This is a genomic window from Arthrobacter gallicola (genome assembly GCF_014836775.1).
GTDB lineage: Bacteria > Actinomycetota > Actinomycetes > Actinomycetales > Micrococcaceae > Arthrobacter_B > Arthrobacter_B gallicola.
In genome coordinates this window covers 14,587-29,388 of record NZ_JACSQD010000003.1, presented here as the reverse complement: position 1 = coordinate 29,388, position 14,802 = coordinate 14,587, and the positions used below count along the sequence as shown (strand labels likewise).

Annotated in this window: 12 protein-coding genes; 5 read left to right on the top strand and 7 right to left on the bottom strand. The window is 62.8% G+C overall.

Annotated elements, in window-relative coordinates; all coding sequences use genetic code 11:
• Positions 1-4 precede the first annotated feature (4 nt).
• A complete protein-coding gene (locus H9639_RS07325; RefSeq protein ID WP_225219377.1) occupies positions 5-1,240 on the bottom strand; it encodes a CaiB/BaiF CoA transferase family protein in 1,236 nt (411 codons plus the stop codon).
• Between the two features lie 214 nt (positions 1,241-1,454).
• Positions 1,455-2,096: a maleylpyruvate isomerase family mycothiol-dependent enzyme gene (locus tag H9639_RS07320; protein WP_263598541.1), complete on the bottom strand. Its 642-nt coding sequence runs from the start codon at positions 2,094-2,096 to the stop codon at positions 1,455-1,457.
• A gap of 272 nt (positions 2,097-2,368) precedes the next feature.
• On the opposite strand from H9639_RS07320, the gene H9639_RS07315 reads away from it, so the two are divergent.
• From H9639_RS07315 to catC, 3 genes are read left to right on the top strand one after another with little or no spacing between them, the layout of a single operon-like run.
• Positions 2,369-3,304, top strand: a complete 936-nt coding sequence (locus tag H9639_RS07315; protein WP_191807476.1) for a LysR substrate-binding domain-containing protein — start codon at positions 2,369-2,371, stop codon at positions 3,302-3,304.
• A complete protein-coding gene (locus H9639_RS07310) occupies positions 3,301-4,404 on the top strand; it encodes a mandelate racemase/muconate lactonizing enzyme family protein (protein ID WP_191807475.1) in 1,104 nt (367 codons plus the stop codon). Before H9639_RS07315 ends, H9639_RS07310 begins: the two co-directional genes overlap by 4 nt.
• A gap of 27 nt (positions 4,405-4,431) precedes the next feature.
• Positions 4,432-4,710, top strand: coding sequence for a muconolactone Delta-isomerase (catC, locus tag H9639_RS07305; RefSeq protein WP_191807474.1), 279 nt, complete (start codon positions 4,432-4,434; stop codon positions 4,708-4,710).
• Between the two features lie 41 nt (positions 4,711-4,751).
• Here the strand turns inward: catC and H9639_RS07300 are convergent, their stop codons facing one another.
• From H9639_RS07300 to benA, 5 genes are all read right to left on the bottom strand, one after another.
• Positions 4,752-7,583, bottom strand: a complete 2,832-nt coding sequence (locus H9639_RS07300) for an ATP-binding protein (RefSeq protein WP_191807473.1) — start codon at positions 7,581-7,583, stop codon at positions 4,752-4,754.
• Between the two features lie 60 nt (positions 7,584-7,643).
• Positions 7,644-8,471, bottom strand: coding sequence for a 1,6-dihydroxycyclohexa-2,4-diene-1-carboxylate dehydrogenase (locus H9639_RS07295; protein WP_191807472.1), 828 nt, complete (start codon positions 8,469-8,471; stop codon positions 7,644-7,646).
• Positions 8,471-10,042: a benzoate 1,2-dioxygenase electron transfer component BenC gene (benC, locus tag H9639_RS07290; RefSeq protein WP_191807471.1), complete on the bottom strand. Its 1,572-nt coding sequence runs from the start codon at positions 10,040-10,042 to the stop codon at positions 8,471-8,473. Before benC ends, H9639_RS07295 begins: the two co-directional genes overlap by 1 nt.
• Before the next feature lie 124 nt (positions 10,043-10,166).
• A complete protein-coding gene (gene benB / locus H9639_RS07285) occupies positions 10,167-10,700 on the bottom strand; it encodes a benzoate 1,2-dioxygenase small subunit (protein ID WP_191807470.1) in 534 nt (177 codons plus the stop codon).
• Positions 10,701-10,736: 36 nt separating this feature from the next.
• Entirely contained in the window at positions 10,737-12,113 is a 1,377-nt protein-coding gene (gene benA, locus H9639_RS07280) for a benzoate 1,2-dioxygenase large subunit (RefSeq protein WP_191807469.1), read from the bottom strand.
• A gap of 319 nt (positions 12,114-12,432) precedes the next feature.
• Here benA and catA point away from each other — a divergent pair, with 319 nt between their 5' ends.
• Positions 12,433-13,329, top strand: a complete 897-nt coding sequence (gene catA / locus H9639_RS07275) for a catechol 1,2-dioxygenase (RefSeq protein WP_191807468.1) — start codon at positions 12,433-12,435, stop codon at positions 13,327-13,329.
• A gap of 109 nt (positions 13,330-13,438) precedes the next feature.
• Complete coding sequence (locus H9639_RS07270) at positions 13,439-14,734, top strand: benzoate/H(+) symporter BenE family transporter (protein ID WP_191807467.1); 1,296 nt, start codon at positions 13,439-13,441, stop codon at positions 14,732-14,734.
• Positions 14,735-14,802 lie beyond the last annotated feature (68 nt).

Sequence of the window (14,802 nt, the reverse complement as noted above, 5' to 3'; positions counted from 1 at the left end):
CTCCTTATCGGTGCCAGCCCGGTACTGCCTCCTCCGCCGCCTTGTCTTCCGCGGCCCCTTCCATGCCGTCCTGCAGCCAGGCCACCACATCCCCGGTGTGCTCGCCGAGCCGCGGCGGCGCCTCGGCGCGGGGTGCCAGGGGCGGATCCCAGAGAGCAGGATGCCGGATCTGCCGTCCGGCGGACTGTCCGGAAGAATCCCGGACTTCAATGGTGGGTTCCAGACCCAGGGACTCGGCGTAGTCGATGCCTTCATCGATTCTGGAGACCCGGCCGGCAGGGACTCCGGCGCCGGCCAGGCGCTGCTGCCACACCGCGGCAGGCGCGGTTCCCAATAGTTCCTCGAGCCGGGGAATCAAAACCTCCCTGCGCTCCACGCGGGCACTGTTCGTGGCAAAGCGCGGGTCTGCGGCCAGTTCCGGAGCACCCAGCTCCGCGGCGAGCCGGACAAACTGGGTGTCGTTTCCACAGGCGACGGCCAGCGGCCCGTCGGCGCAGCCCAGCAGCTCGTACGGCACGATCGAGGGATGTGCGTTACCCATCCTGGCGGGCACTATCCCGGCACCGAGGTAGGCCTGGGCCTGGTTCACCAACGCTCCCTGCAGGCTGGAGAGCAGGTTCACCTGGATGTGGCTGCCACGGCCGGAGTCGCGGCGGGCCTGCAGCGCGGCCAGGACGGCAATGGCAGCGTCCTTGGCTGTCAGTACGTCCACCAGGGCCACCCCGGCCTTCATCGGAGGACCGTCGGCCTCCCCGGTGATGCTCATCAGCCCGCCGAGGGCCTGGACCACAAAGTCGTAGCCGGGCAGGGTCCGTCCGCCTTCGGCACCGAAACCGGAGATGGAGACGTAGATCAAACCGGGGTTGGCGGCGCTGAGTTCGTGATAGCCCAGCCCCATCCGGGCGAGGCCGCCGGGCTTGAAGTTCTCCACCAGGACATCCGCACGGAGGGCGAGTTCCTTCGCCAGGCGCAGATCGCCGTCGTCCCCCAGGTCCAGGCACACTGATTCCTTATTCCGGTTCACGGATTCGAAATACGTGGCTCCTGCTCCCGCCCCGGACCAGGGCGGGCCCCAGCTGCGTGTGTCATCGCCGGTGCCGGGACGCTCCACCTTGATCACCCGTGCCCCCAGGTCTGCCAGGGTCATGGTGCACAGCGGCCCGGCGAGGATGCGGGAGAAATCGGCTACCAGTATTCCTGCGAGGGGGCGCTGCCCGGTCCGCAAGGCGGGGTCGTTCAAGGCGGGGTGATTCAACCCGGGCTCGTCCGATACAGAGTCATGCGGTCCGGGTTCGTCGCTGGGCACTGGGTGGCTCCCCTTCACTATGGCTGGGAGGCTGGCTCCCAGGCTGCCTCCACCCTAGGCAGCGGACCGGGAAAGCGTGTGGACTTCCTGTCCAAGGGTCTTGGACAACCTGCACAGTGCCTGGAGAATTCCGCTCAGTTTCCGCCGATCACCAGGATGGCAGAGCCGGTACCGGACCTTCCACCTCTATATGCTGTGAGTCCCCGCGGGCCAGCCACTGCAGCAGGCCCTCTCGGTCGGACAGAATGCGCTGGCCGCCATTGCCGATTGTCCACTCGTCGCGCTCCTCGGTGACCAATGTCATCCCCGGAGCACCCTTGGCGCGCAGCACCCGCACTACGGCCTCAAGCGCGTTCAATAGTGAATCCGGGTCGGCCTCCTCGATGGTCCAGGCGGTGTCGAGGTCGTGGTGATGCACAACCACCTCGGAAATCCGAAGCGCCACGATGGACGTGGACGGAATCGATTTACCGTCCACCCGCACTTCCGGCGCAGCGAGTTCCCCGCCCAGCCGCTCGGCCTGTTGAGCGAAAGCCTCGGCGGACCCGCGGAGTTCTTCCAGAAGATCCACCCGGGGCAGGCCAGCGAGGTTAGAGGCTGCTGGGGACTGGGCCTGTCCTGGGGTGCTCACGGTGTTCCCCCTGCCGTAAACAGCCTCGTCTACGAGCTGTGTCAGGGTGCGGCTGCCACCGGCGATGTGGGCCAGGACATCTGCACGGGTCCACCCCTCGCAGAGAGAAGGGCAGGCCATTTCGTCCTCGGACAGGGAAGTCGCCGTGGCCAGCAACATGTCCGTTTCCCTTCTCAATCGGGACAGATCTGAATGGAGGCGTGCGCGGTTTATCATCTCCCCAGCCTATCGAGGCGTTCAGATGCGGGCCAGCATCTAAACGCGCTTATTCATATTCTAAATATATGAATAACTGGGCCCATGATCTCAAGTCACAGAGGTTGACCACTCAGACCTATTAGATATGTGAAATGTTCTATTAGGGCTTATTGTGGTTAGGATTCGAATCAATTGCCGGGCCAGAAGGCCACCTAGGGAAGGATAGTGCCGCGATGGACATCCGCCAGTTGAACTATTTCATCGCGGTTGCCGAGGAGAGACACTTCGGCCGCGCAGCCAAGCGCCTGCATATGGCACAGCCACCTCTCTCCCAGCAAATCCGCCAGTTGGAGGAACAGCTTGGAGTCCGGTTACTGAACCGGACCACCCGCAGAGTGGATCTGACAGCCGCGGGCCAGCTGCTGCTGGACCGCGGACGGCAGATCATAAACGACGTAGCCACGCTTCAGGCCGATGTCTATCAGGTCGGGCGGGGCGCCACCGGCGTTTTGCGGGTAGGTTTCTCCGGCTCGGCAACTTACGGTGTTATGCCCCGAATCGTCCGACAGGCCAAGCAGGTCCTACCCGGCCTCTCCCTTTCGCTGCACGGCGAGATGCTCACACCGTTCATGGAAGCGGGTCTGAGGGACGGCACGCTGGACGCCGCCTTGCTGCGTCCCCCCGTGGTCTCACCGGACATCGACTACCGGACTGTGACCAGGGAACCGCTCGTCGCCGCGATCCCTTCGCTCAGTGCCCTGGCCGGGGTTGGACCGGTGGCCATGAACGAGCTGCAGGACCAGGATTTTATCGCCTACGGACCGGAATCTGTGCTCCACCGCACCACCTCGGACCTCTGCCGCGAGGCGGGCTTCCAACCACGCATCGCCCAGGTGGTTGGTGAGACATCAACGATGTTGGCCTTTGTAGCAGCAGGGGGCGGGGTGGCCGTTATGCCATCCAGCGTCCAAGCCTTCCAGCTTGAGGGCGTGGCCTACCGGGAGATTGAAAACGTCCCCGATGTCGAACTCGCTGTCGCCTGGCTGCGCGGCCATCAGTCAGCGCTGCTGCAGAACTTTCTCGACGTTGTGATTTCCGCAACTGCCGATCCCCCGGAGCCGGCCGCCTCCGCGCCGTTTTCCAACGATGAAAGGCCTTCCCACCCATGAAGATCGCAGCCATAGAAGCGATTCCCTATACGATTCCCTACCGTCACCCGCTGCACTTCGCATCCGGCTCCGTGCACGAAGCCGACCATGTGCTCATCAGGCTCCGTACGGACGAAGGGCTGGTGGGCACGGCAGATACTCCACCGCGTCCCTACACGTACGGGGAGACCCAGAAATCGATCATCGCGGTGGTGGAGGACATTTTTGCCCCGCAGCTCATTGGCGTTGACATTTTTGACCGCGAAAAGGTCCAGGCAATTCTGTACCGGACAGTTCACAACCAGACGGCCAAGGGAGCTGTGGATATTGCTCTCTGGGACGTTATAGGTAAAGTGCTTGGACAGCCGGTGACCAAGCTGCTGGGCGGGTACACAGATTCTCTGCGCGTCTCCCATATGCTCGGATTCAAGCCAGCGCCGGAGCTGCTGGCGCTGGCCTTGGAATTCCGTGAGAAGCACGGCATCAACACGTTCAAACTCAAGACCGGCCGCCGCCCGCTTCACCTCGACGTCGAGGCCGCCCGGGTTTTGCGTGAGGGCCTTGGGGAAGAAGCTGAGCTCTACATGGACGCCAACCGGGGCTGGTCCGCTGTGGAGGCTGCCGAGGTACTTCGCCGGACGGCGGATTTAGGGTTGCAGTTCCTGGAGGAGCCGGACGATGCCCGTGAGGTCCTCGGCCGCCGCCGCCTGGCAGCGAACTCTCCCATCCCCATCGCAGCCGACGAGTCCGCCGCCAACCTCGGTGAAGCTGCCCGCGAGATCCTGACCGGCGGGGCGAATCTTCTTGCCGTGAAAACAGCCCGCTCCGGCTTCACTGAGGCGGCCAAAATCGTTGGGATGGCGGAGGGAATGGGGATCGATGTTTATATCGGCAACCAGATCGACACCCAGGTCGGCACCGCTGCCTCGGTGACCTTTGGTGCTGCATTCGCCCACACAGCCAAGCGCGCAGCGGAGCTTTCCAACTACCTGGACATGGCCGATGATCTGCTGGCAGAGCCTTTGGTCATCACGGGAGGACGCATCCGTGTTCCTGAGGGCTCCGGTGCAGGTACGGCTGTTGACGAAGAAAAACTCTCGCACTACCGCACAGACCGCTAACCCTCCCCATCCACCGAAAGGGAACTCATGAAGTACCTGGTCCACATGGACGTAAACCTGCCCGTCGACATGCCGGCCCGCGAAGCGGCGGAGATCAAGGCCACGGAGAAGGCCTACTCGCAGCAACTGCAGCGCTCGGGTAAGTGGCCGGAGATCTGGCGCGTGGCGGGGAAGTACGCCAACTACTCAATACTGGACGTCGATTCGCACGACGAACTCCATGAGATCCTGCAGAACCTGCCGTTGTTTCCCTACATGCAGATTTCCGTGGTGCCCCTCGCCAAACACCCCTCTGACATCAAGTAAGCGCCCGGGGCTGAGCCGGTCTGAGGACCAGCCGCTGCCTGTCACGCCTTTGAGTGATAAACGCCCGCAAGCTCACTCCGGGAGCGGATTCCCATCTTCCGGTAGAGCCGGGTCAAGTGATACTGCACCGTTTTTTCGGCAAGGAACAGCGCCCGGGCAACCTCCTTGTTGGTGGCTCCACCCGCTACCAGCTCGGCGACGGCTCTTTCCTGGGCCGTTAGCTGAAAGTGGCGCTCGCTGAGAGCGGAGAGCAGGGGGTCTGCGACGTCCCGCACGTTCCCGACGTCGAGGCCTGTTGCCTTAAGCTCACGGTCGCACCGTTCCACGTAGGTGGCCGCGCCCAGGGAATCGTACAGGTTCCGTGCGGCGCGCAGGACCGATGACGCCAGGCCCCGTTTCCCCGCCCGGCGCATGCTTTGACCGAAGGCAAAACCCACTCGTGCCCGCAGGTACGGCCGATTGAGTCCCCGCAAATAGCCCAGCGACGCCTCGAAATGTTCCCGGGCGCTGTCAGCGTCTCCCTGCGCGGCCACAAGCCTGCCCCTCGCCCACGCTATCCGCGCCATATCCGAGGGCACTTCGCGCTCGCGAGGCATTGCTTCAAACTTCGTGAGGAACGATTCGGCGGCGTCGAGCTGGTCCGTCATCACAAGGGCATTGATATAGGTGTCCTGCCACGGCCAAAAGGACACCCGGTTCTCGGTCCACGGGTCCAACTCCGCCAGAGGCTGGAGGACAGCCAAAGCGCCTTCGTAGTCCGCTCTTGCCTCGTGGAAGCGTGCCAGGGCAAGGCTCGCCGGCACCTGCATGGCGCGGTACGTCCCGGGCTGCACTGCGGCCTGGGAAACGTAGTACCGTGCCCGGTCCCAGTCTCCCCGCATGGACCAGAGTTCGGCCGCCGTCCAGTAGAGCAGGGGGCGGATCAGCGGCATTCGCGAGGTCTCGAGGCGCACGGATGCCCGGGCCACAGTGTCCGCTGCTGCATCCCAGTTACCCAGCACCAGGTGAGTCCGCGCCAGCCAGGCCTCGGCCCACAAGGAAATCCGCATAGATCCGCCGCGGTGTTCTGTGGGAGCCGCTGCCTCAAAGTTCGCAAGGGCTGCCTCAGCGTTGTCAAGGCGCAGTGCCAGCCAGCCGGCTCCCATCTGTACGCGCTGCTTCTGGGCGTTCTCTGCGGCATGTTCGAAGGCCCGGCGGTATGAGGTCTCTGCATCGGCCAACCGGCCCTGGGCATACAAGCCCAGACCGTAAATGGCCTCTGATTCAATGTGAGCGGGGGTTCCCGGCTGCGTTAATCCCATCGCCTTTTCTGCCCAGGTGGTCATCAGCGGGCCGTCCCAGGACGCTACTCCGTGCAGGACGAAGCGCTGTGCCACCTGCGCCGCGGTTGTCGGATCACGATGCAGACTGGAAGTGCGCCAGGCCACGTCAAGGTGCTTCCGGGCGCTGTTGTTCTGTCCCGACGTGGTGGAAAGATAGCCCAGCACGGACGAGCGAAGAGGAGAAGGGTCCAGGGCGTCCACTGCCGCAGCCCACATTTGGGCCTGGGAGATGTTCCCGGATCCCACCAGCGCGTCCACCGCCCTCAGCAGCCTGTCATTCCGGGACCGGATGTCCAGAGAAAGCCGCGAAGCCGCAAACAAGGCTGTCGAGGCATCCTGCCACGCGCCGATCAAGGCCTGACGGCGGGCGAATTCCTCCAGCTCTTTCGCCAGCGACTCGTCCGCTCCGGGTGTGGCGGAGGCACGGTGGCCCAACCGTTCAGCCTCGGTCTGCACGGTTTTTGCGGCCAGACGGTGGAGAGCAATTCGCCGGCTGGGAACGATTTGTTCGTAGATGGCCTCGGCGGTGCCTGGCTCATAGAACGTGAGCGAAGAACGTGCTTGGTCAACAGCCAGACTCAACAGCCCAGCGCGATGTCCCTCATCCAGGGCCGGAATGACCGTCTCCACGCCGCTGACCAGAGCGACGTCGGCCAGGCTTGCCGTGGGCCCAAGCACAGACGCCGCCTCAGCGACGGCAACCAGCACCGGAGACGCTGCGCCCATCAGACTGCGCACCCGGGCACGCACACGGGACGTCGGCGGCAGAGAGTGAAACCACGTCTGCCAGGTTTCCGCCGGCAGTTCCTGGAGCAGCTCCACGATCGCTCGCGCAAGCCCTCCGGTGTGCTGGACCAGGCTGTGGGCGGCGCTCGCGCCGAGCTCAACGCCGGCGGTCCTGCGGGCTAGATCCTGCACCTCCTCCGGGGTGAGCGGAGTCAGCGCGATGGTGTCCACCCTGTGACTCGTCAGAAAGTCCAGGGCGCCCGCGGGGACAAGTCCGGCGTCATGGGGGTTGAGCGTGAGCACGAACATTATCCGTTTTCCGTGCAGCCGGCGCATAACGAAGGTAAGGATACGCAGGCTTTCCACATCGAGCTTGTGGACGTCATCGACGGCCACAACTACGCTGCCATGAGGCTCCAGTCCTTCGAGGTGGGCGCTGAGGGTGGCGGCGTATTTGAGCACCTGGGCGGGAGTAAGGCCGGCGACGGGGCAGGAACGCAAAGCCAGTCCGACGTCGTGATTCCTGACCGAGCGCAAGGGTAACGTGCGCATCAGCTGGGAGTAGCCCGCGAGGGCAAACTGCGCCTCCCAGTCGTCGCCCATGGCGGACAAGACGCGCACGCCGCGGGCAGCCGTGCGGCAGTGCTCAAGAAAGTGCTCGAGCACTGCCGTCTTCCCGGACCCGGATGGCCCGGTAATCACAACTGCGCGGACCACGCCTTTCCGGGCTGAGCGAAGAATCTCCGAGAGGTTCTCAAAGACCCCTGACCGCCCAACAAGAGACAGGTCCCCCTCCACTTCACCGTGTTTTGAGGCCGCTGTCATGGCCGCAACTTTACCGGAGCCGGCTGCCCGCACTCGCCCGGTGCCCGCCAGCGGAGGCCTTCAGCCCAGGTCCCCGCCAGCGACTGGAAGAATGCTTCCGGTCAGGTAGGACGCTTCGTCGGATCCGAGGAAGACGATTGGAGCGGCTTGTTCGTCCAAGGTCGCGTAGCGCTTCAAAAAGGACGAATCAACGCTTTGGTCAACAATCACCTGGTACCAGGCCTTTTCCCGGGCCGATTCGGCCTCTGGCCCTCGCTTGACCTTGCGTGGTGGCGCCTCGGTTCCGCCGGGTGCTGTAGCCACCACACGGATGCCGCGTCCACCCACCTCCATCGCCAACGACTGAGTCAAAGCGTTGACGCCTCCTTTTGCCGCCGCGTACGGCACGCGGTGCAGCCCGCGGGTGGCTACCGAGGAAACGTTGACGATGGTACCTGAGCCCTGTTGCAGCATGGCCGGCAGCACGGCTCGGCACATCCACAGAGTTGGAAAAAGCGAGCGGCGGATCTCGCGTTCGATCTTGTCCTCGTCGTACTCTTCGTAGGGGCGGGCCCAAATGGTCCCGCCAACGTTGTTGACCAGCACGTCGACCCGGCCGTGGGCGGCCAGCGCCGCCTCAACTGCCTGCTGGGCTCCGGTAAACGTCTCCAGATCTGCAGTCACCGAGGTCGCGGAGCCTCCTGAACCGGAATCCTGCTCAGCCTCCAGGATCCCCTGCGCCACTTCATGGACCAGCTCCGCACGGTCCACGAGGACCACGGCACCACCCTCGGCACTGATCCGCTCGGCCACCTTCCGGCCGATTCCCTGGGCGGCACCGGTCACCAGCGCTACTTTTCCTGCGTAGCGGCCGGGAGTAAGGAACTGTCCTGCGTACGGCCGCACCATCAGCCGGCGACCTTGGCGACGATCGCTCCGGCCATGGTTTCCTTAGCGTCGCGTGCGTGACCCATGATGATCTCCCTCACCCGCTCCTTGTCCAGGCGCTCAAAACCGGCAACGAGAGCAAGGTGGTCCTCGGTGACCCGTTCGAAGATAGGACTGCCCTCCTCAAGGGCGGCAGCCATCTGCGCGTGGACGTCGAGCCGGCGGTAGGACTCAAGCAGCATGGGATTTTCGCAGATCGTAAAGAGGTATTCGTGGAACTCTTCGTTGGTTCGTGCGAATTCATCCGGTTGCTGAATGCTGCCGGAAGTTACCGATGGTGTGGTGGCTTCGGCGAGCCGCCGGAACTGGTGCAGCTGCTCCTCGCTGAGGCGGCCCAGCATCAATTCGCTCACTGCAAGCTCGAGGCCCATACGGGCGTCCAGCTGGGCGAAGCTGTCCTCCTTGCCGAATTCCAGCCGGCCGGTTTCCAGCGAAGAGAGAGCCTCACCGCGGCTCATGGTGTCGCCTTCGGCCTGGATTCTCTCTACGGGTGCCGGCGCACCGGTTTCGGCGTCCCCACCCGTGGCATCCTTGGGCGCGAACCGCTCGAAGTAGTAGTTGGCGGGCGTGATGCCTTCAGCGTCGAGCCATTTGGAAACGGCGTTGACCATGGGAGGCGGTCCGCACAGATAAATGTCAACGTCGCCGTCGTTCAGGTGCGAGGGCTCAATGATCTGTGTGACATAGCCCGTGTGGGGAGCGGAGGTACCGGGTTCGGAAGCAATGTAGTCCCAGGTAAAGCCGGGCACCTTCGCCTCATATTCCCGCAGCCAGTCAAGGCCGGCAATGTCGGCCTCGCGGGTCAGACCGTAGATCAGGTGGACTGGTGACGGCGGCGGGTTCTCCGATAGCTTTTCGAGGATGGACAGGAGCGGCGCGAGACCGGTTCCCCCTGCCAGGAGCAGCAGAGGACGTTTGGGCTCACGCAGGAAGAATGACCCGTAGGGACCCGTGAACTCGATGGTGTCACCCACAGCCGCCCGGTCGCGCAAGTATTCGGACATGGCGCCCTGTGGGGTTACCCGCACCATGAACGATGCATCCTTCACCTCGGGGCCGCTGCTGAACGAATATGATCGTTCCGCATCGGTTCCGGGAACCTTGAGGTTGACGTATTGGCCAGGAAGGAACGCCAGCGCATCCCTGTTTTCAACCTCAAGGGTGAAGGAAACCGTGGTTTCCGAGTGTTTGGTGAGTTCCTTCACGGTGGCGGTGAAGACGCTGGCTGAGGTTTTGGCGGATTCCGAGGTGGCAGGGATCTGAATGGCCAGATCAGACTCCGGAACCGCCTGGCAGGTGAGCATGTAGCCCTTGTCGAGCTCCTCCTCAGTCATCGCGTCCTCGATGAAGTCCCCCGGATCGAACGAGCCGGAATCGCAAAAGGCCTTGCAGGTGCCGCACGCACCGTCGCGGCAGTCCGATGGAATGTTGATGCGTGCCTTGTACGCAGCGTCCATCACCGTCTCATAGTCACCGACCTTGATGACTTTGGTGACGCCATCCTCAAAGCTGAGGGCTACTTTGTGGCCCATAATTTCCTCCTGGCTGGGGCGCGTCTTCGCGACCCGGAAAAATGCGGACATGCCTCGTTTGGGCACGTGATTCGAAATGGTCAAGACTGGTGCCAGTGATGCGCCTGGCACCGGGGTGCGGCCGTCAGACCATGTAGACGTCCACCACGTGGTGGATGTAGTCGTTCTTTAGCACTACCTTTTTCTGCATGATCACCGGTTCCCTGCCGGTGAGATCAATCGTGTAGAAACTGCTCCCGAAGTACGTGTCCGTGGTGTTGTAGCGGAAGTACAAGGTGAACCAGTTGAAGCGAACTTTCACCCGGCCGCCGTCGTGCTCCAGAATTTCTACGTCTGTGATGTTGTGCCCGGTGCGGGGCTCCGGGAGGGAGGTGGCTGAGGAGCGGTCCGTCTTGATCCGGAAAACGCGGTCCTCGATGCCGCCGCGGTTGTCGTAATAGATGAGTGAGATTTCTTTCTGCGGGTCCTCGGTCAACCGGTCGTCGACGTCCCATGCAGGCATCCAGAATTCGGAATCGGGGTGGTAGCACTGGAGCCACTCATCAAACTGGCGGTCATCGAGCAGGCGGGCTTCTTTGTACAGGAAGGCCCGGACAGTTTCCAAGGTGGCAATCTCATCAGCGGTCTTTACCGCCGCCGGCGTTCTCAGGTTGGTCATTGGTGGTGGTCTCTCTCTGGTTCCAGGTGGTCTCGGTCAGGCGGTGGCGGGCACGGCTTTCGGAGCCTGCTCCTCTGCCAGTGCCTGGTCCATGACTTCCTTCCAGTACCGGTGCTGGATCGGGTAGAGCCCCTCGTCCTCAGTGCGTACGCCGGAGGCTATAACCTTGGTCATCCCCAGCGACTGGGCCTGTTCGTCGGGACCTGCAATCTCATGGGTGGAGCCACGGGTCATGTCGTTCCAGGGCGCCGAGGTTGCCCAGTAGGTCTTATTGCAGGACCTGAACTCCTCAAGGTCGTCGGGAGTTGCCATGCCGGTGGCGTTGAAGAAGTCCTCATACTGGCGGATGCGCTTGGACCGGTTCTCCGGCGATTCGCCCTTGGGTGCGATGCAGTAGATCGTTACCTCGGTCTGGTCCGCGGAAATGGGGCGGAAGTGACGGATCTGCGAGGAGAACTGGTCCATGATGTAGACATTCGGATACAGGCAGAGGTTCCGAGAGATGTTGATCATGAAGTTGGACATCTCCTCGCCGTACTTCGCCACCAGCTCATCACGGCGGTCCCACAGGGGGCGGTCCTCCGGATTGGTCCATTCCTGCCACAACAGCAGGTGTCCGTGGTCGTAGGAATAGAAGCCGCCCTTCACCTTGCCCCATTTGCCGGCATCCATGGCTTTGGTCGTATTGGCGGAGTCGCCGGCCCCGCGGCGTGCGGTCGTGGCAGCGTAGTTCCAGTGCACGGCGGTCACGTGGTAACCGTCCGCGCCGTTCTCTGCCTGTACCTTCCAGTTGCCGTCGTAGGTGTAGGTGGAGGACCCGCGCAGTACCTCGAGCCCTTCCGGAGACTGGTCCACGATGGAGTCAATCACTTTAGTGGCATCACCCAGGTGCTCCTCGAGCGGGAGGACCTCCGCTTTCAGGGAGCCAAAGAGGAAACCGCGGTAGGAGTCAAAGCGGGCAACCTTAGTGAGGTCATGGGAACCCTCCTTGTTGAAGGTCTCCGGATAGCCGGCGTTGCGGGAGTCCTTGACCTTGAGAAGCTCGCCCGAGTTCTTGAACGTCCAGCCGTGAAACGGGCAGGTGAAAGTCGTGCGGTTGTCCGTCTTACGGCGGCACAGCATCGCGCCGCGGTGGGAGCAGGCATTGACGATGCAGTTGAGGTTCCCGTCCTTGCCACGGGTAATCACTACGGGAGTCCGGCCGATCGTGGTGGTGAAGTAGTCCCCCACATTAGGGATCTGGGACTCGTGAGCGAGGTATACCCAGTTACCTTCGAAGATGTGCTTCATCTCAAGTTCGAAAATCTCTTGATCGGTGAAAATCTCGCGTTTAGCCCGGATGACTCCGTTCTCGCGATCGTCAACCACTGCGTCGGCAAGGACCTCCCGGACATGGTTCAGGTTCTCGGTCATGGCGGCTCCTTCATTGGAGAGTGCTGGACGGATGAGCGGGAAGTCCAAGCCAACCCGCGGTGCCCCGAAGGACGTTCGCCAGGCAACTCTTCCCTATCGTGACGGCTCTCACATCAGGTAAAACCCTAGGGTTGACCAAGGGTGTCTTTATGTAAGCGCCGTGACAAAAAACCGGCCTAATCGATATTTGTAGCGTCCTTATTCGGACCCTACGATGAGACAGGCATCACAAGCCGCCGGAGTGCCGCAGCGACGGCGGTCAACAGGGGATCGCAACGGGTACAGGGCCTTTTCCTGACCCCCAGTTCACATAAGGAGTATGGAGATCAACATGACTGAGACGCACACGGACGTCCGCAGCGAGAACGAAGGCACTGCAGTCGAAGCCGGATCCAAGGCGACTGAACGGTTCACCGCTTCGGGCAAGCTGGCGCGGCTGGATGTGCCGAAGGAGCGGGTGAGTCTGCTGGCGGGAGCACTCATCAAAGCTGCTAATGACCTCGTCGTAGAACACGAAGTCACCTACGAGGAATACAACGCACTCAAAGCCTGGCTCATCAAGGTGGGGACAGACGGGGAGTGGCCGCTGTTCCTTGATGTGTGGCTGGAACACACAGTGGAGGATGTCAACTCGCAGGACCGTCCCGGAACCGTGGGCACTATCGAAGGACCGTACTACGTTCCGGACTCCCCCGTGCTCCAAACACCGGCCACCGTGGAGATGCGCGACGGTGAAGAGGGCACCCCTTTGCTGTTCAGCGGCCGCTTCACGGACACAGAAGGCAACCCGATCAAGAATGCCCAGGTAGAGATCTGGCACGCGGACAGCGCCGGCTTCTACTCGCAGTACGCCCCGGGGCTCCCCGACTGGCTCTTCCGCGCCACTGTTAAGGCGGATGACGACGGCCGCTTCGAAATCAATACGATGCGTCCGGCGCCCTACCAGATTCCCACTGACGGAGCCTGCGGCCAGCTGATCAGCGCGGCGGGGTGGCATGCCTGGCGCCCCGCGCACATCCACATCAAGGTCTCCGCGCCCGGGTACCAGCCCGTAACCCAGCAGCTGTACTTCCCCGGCGATCCCCACAACGCAGACGACATCGCCTCGGCAGTCAAGCCTGAGCTCATGCTTGATCCCCTGCCCCGCACAGACGGTCCGGCCGGCGAAGAAGTGGTCTACAACTACGTCCTCGCCAAGGAAGGCGAGCACAAATAAGAATCACCGCTCAGAGACGGTGCCGGAGCCTGCACTCCGATACCGAAGGCGCTCCGGATACAAATTCCGGAGCGCTTCTAGGTTGTTGCGCCCGATGCCAGGAGCCAGAATGCACAAATTCCACCATGACCCTCCAGCCATTACCCGCCCGGGGACCACTGCGGGGCCCGCTTCCCAACCACTGCTGGAACGTCCGGAGGTTCGCGGCGCGGGCGTGCGTCGGATCCTCCGCGACCTGGGCCTTCCCTATGTTTCCAACGGGTTGATTGGCTTTATCTTTACCGCTTCCGGCCCCATAGCGGTCACGCTCGCCGTTGGCACAGCGGGAGGACTCACCCAGAGTCAGCTCGCATCATGGGTATTTGGCATCCTTTTCTCCGGCGGGGCCGCCACCCTGTGCATGTCGCTCCTCTACCGCCAACCACTAGGCTTCGCCTGGTCTATTCCCGGCACCGTCCTCCTGGGCCCGTCGCTGCAGCATCTCTCCTTTCCGGAGGTGGTCGGAGCGTTTTTCACCTCGGGCATTCTCATCCTGGCGCTGGGTGCCACCGGCGTGGTGCGCCGGATCATGGCAGCCGTCCCTATGCCGATCGTTATGGCGATGGTGGCAGCTGTTTTCCTGAAATTCGGCACCGATATCATCACCTCAGCCCAGGCCAACCCGGGGGTGGCTGGCCCTATGGTGGCCGCCTTCATGGTGCTCACTGCGGTGCCCTTCCTTGGCCGGATCCTTCCACCAGTACTCGGCACACTTGTGGTTGGTTGCTTAGCCGTGGCGGCAAGTGGTCAGTTTGACCGACTGGCAGAGGGAGCGATTCTGGCCGCCCCGGTCTTCACCGCGCCCGAATTCACCTGGGCTGCCCAGCTCGAACTGGTTGTACCCCTGGCCGTCACCGTGTTGTTCGTTCAAAATGGCCAGGGCGTTGCTGTCCTCCGCGCGGCCGGACACAAGCCGCCGGTCAATGCCTGCGCCGTCGTTTCCGGTGTATTTTCTCTGTTCAACGCCGGCTGCGGCGCCGTTTCGGCCTGCCTCACCGGCCCGACTAACGCCCTGATGACCTCCTCGGGAAGCCGGGAGCGCCAGTACACGTCTGCCGTAGTGTTTGGCGTTTTGGCTATATTCTGCGCTCTTCTGGCGCCCGCCCTCACCCGGATCATGCTCGCCACGCCCACGGAATTCGTCCTGGTCCTTGGGGGCATTGCTATGCTGCGGGCTCTGCAGCAGGCGTTTATTACTGCTTTCGCTACGGCGTTTACCTTCGGGTCCTTAGTGACATTTGTCGTGACCATCTCCGGCATGAGTCTTTTTAACATCCACCCGGCGTTTTGGGGCCTCGTCATCGGCTACACCACGTCGCGGCTGCTCGAGCGGGCGGACCATGCCAAAGTCCTGACGCGGGGCTAATCAGCGCCTCGGCTTACGGCGCCGCACCTCGTTATCCGCCTTCGTCTCAGCAGGCCGCCCCGGCTGCC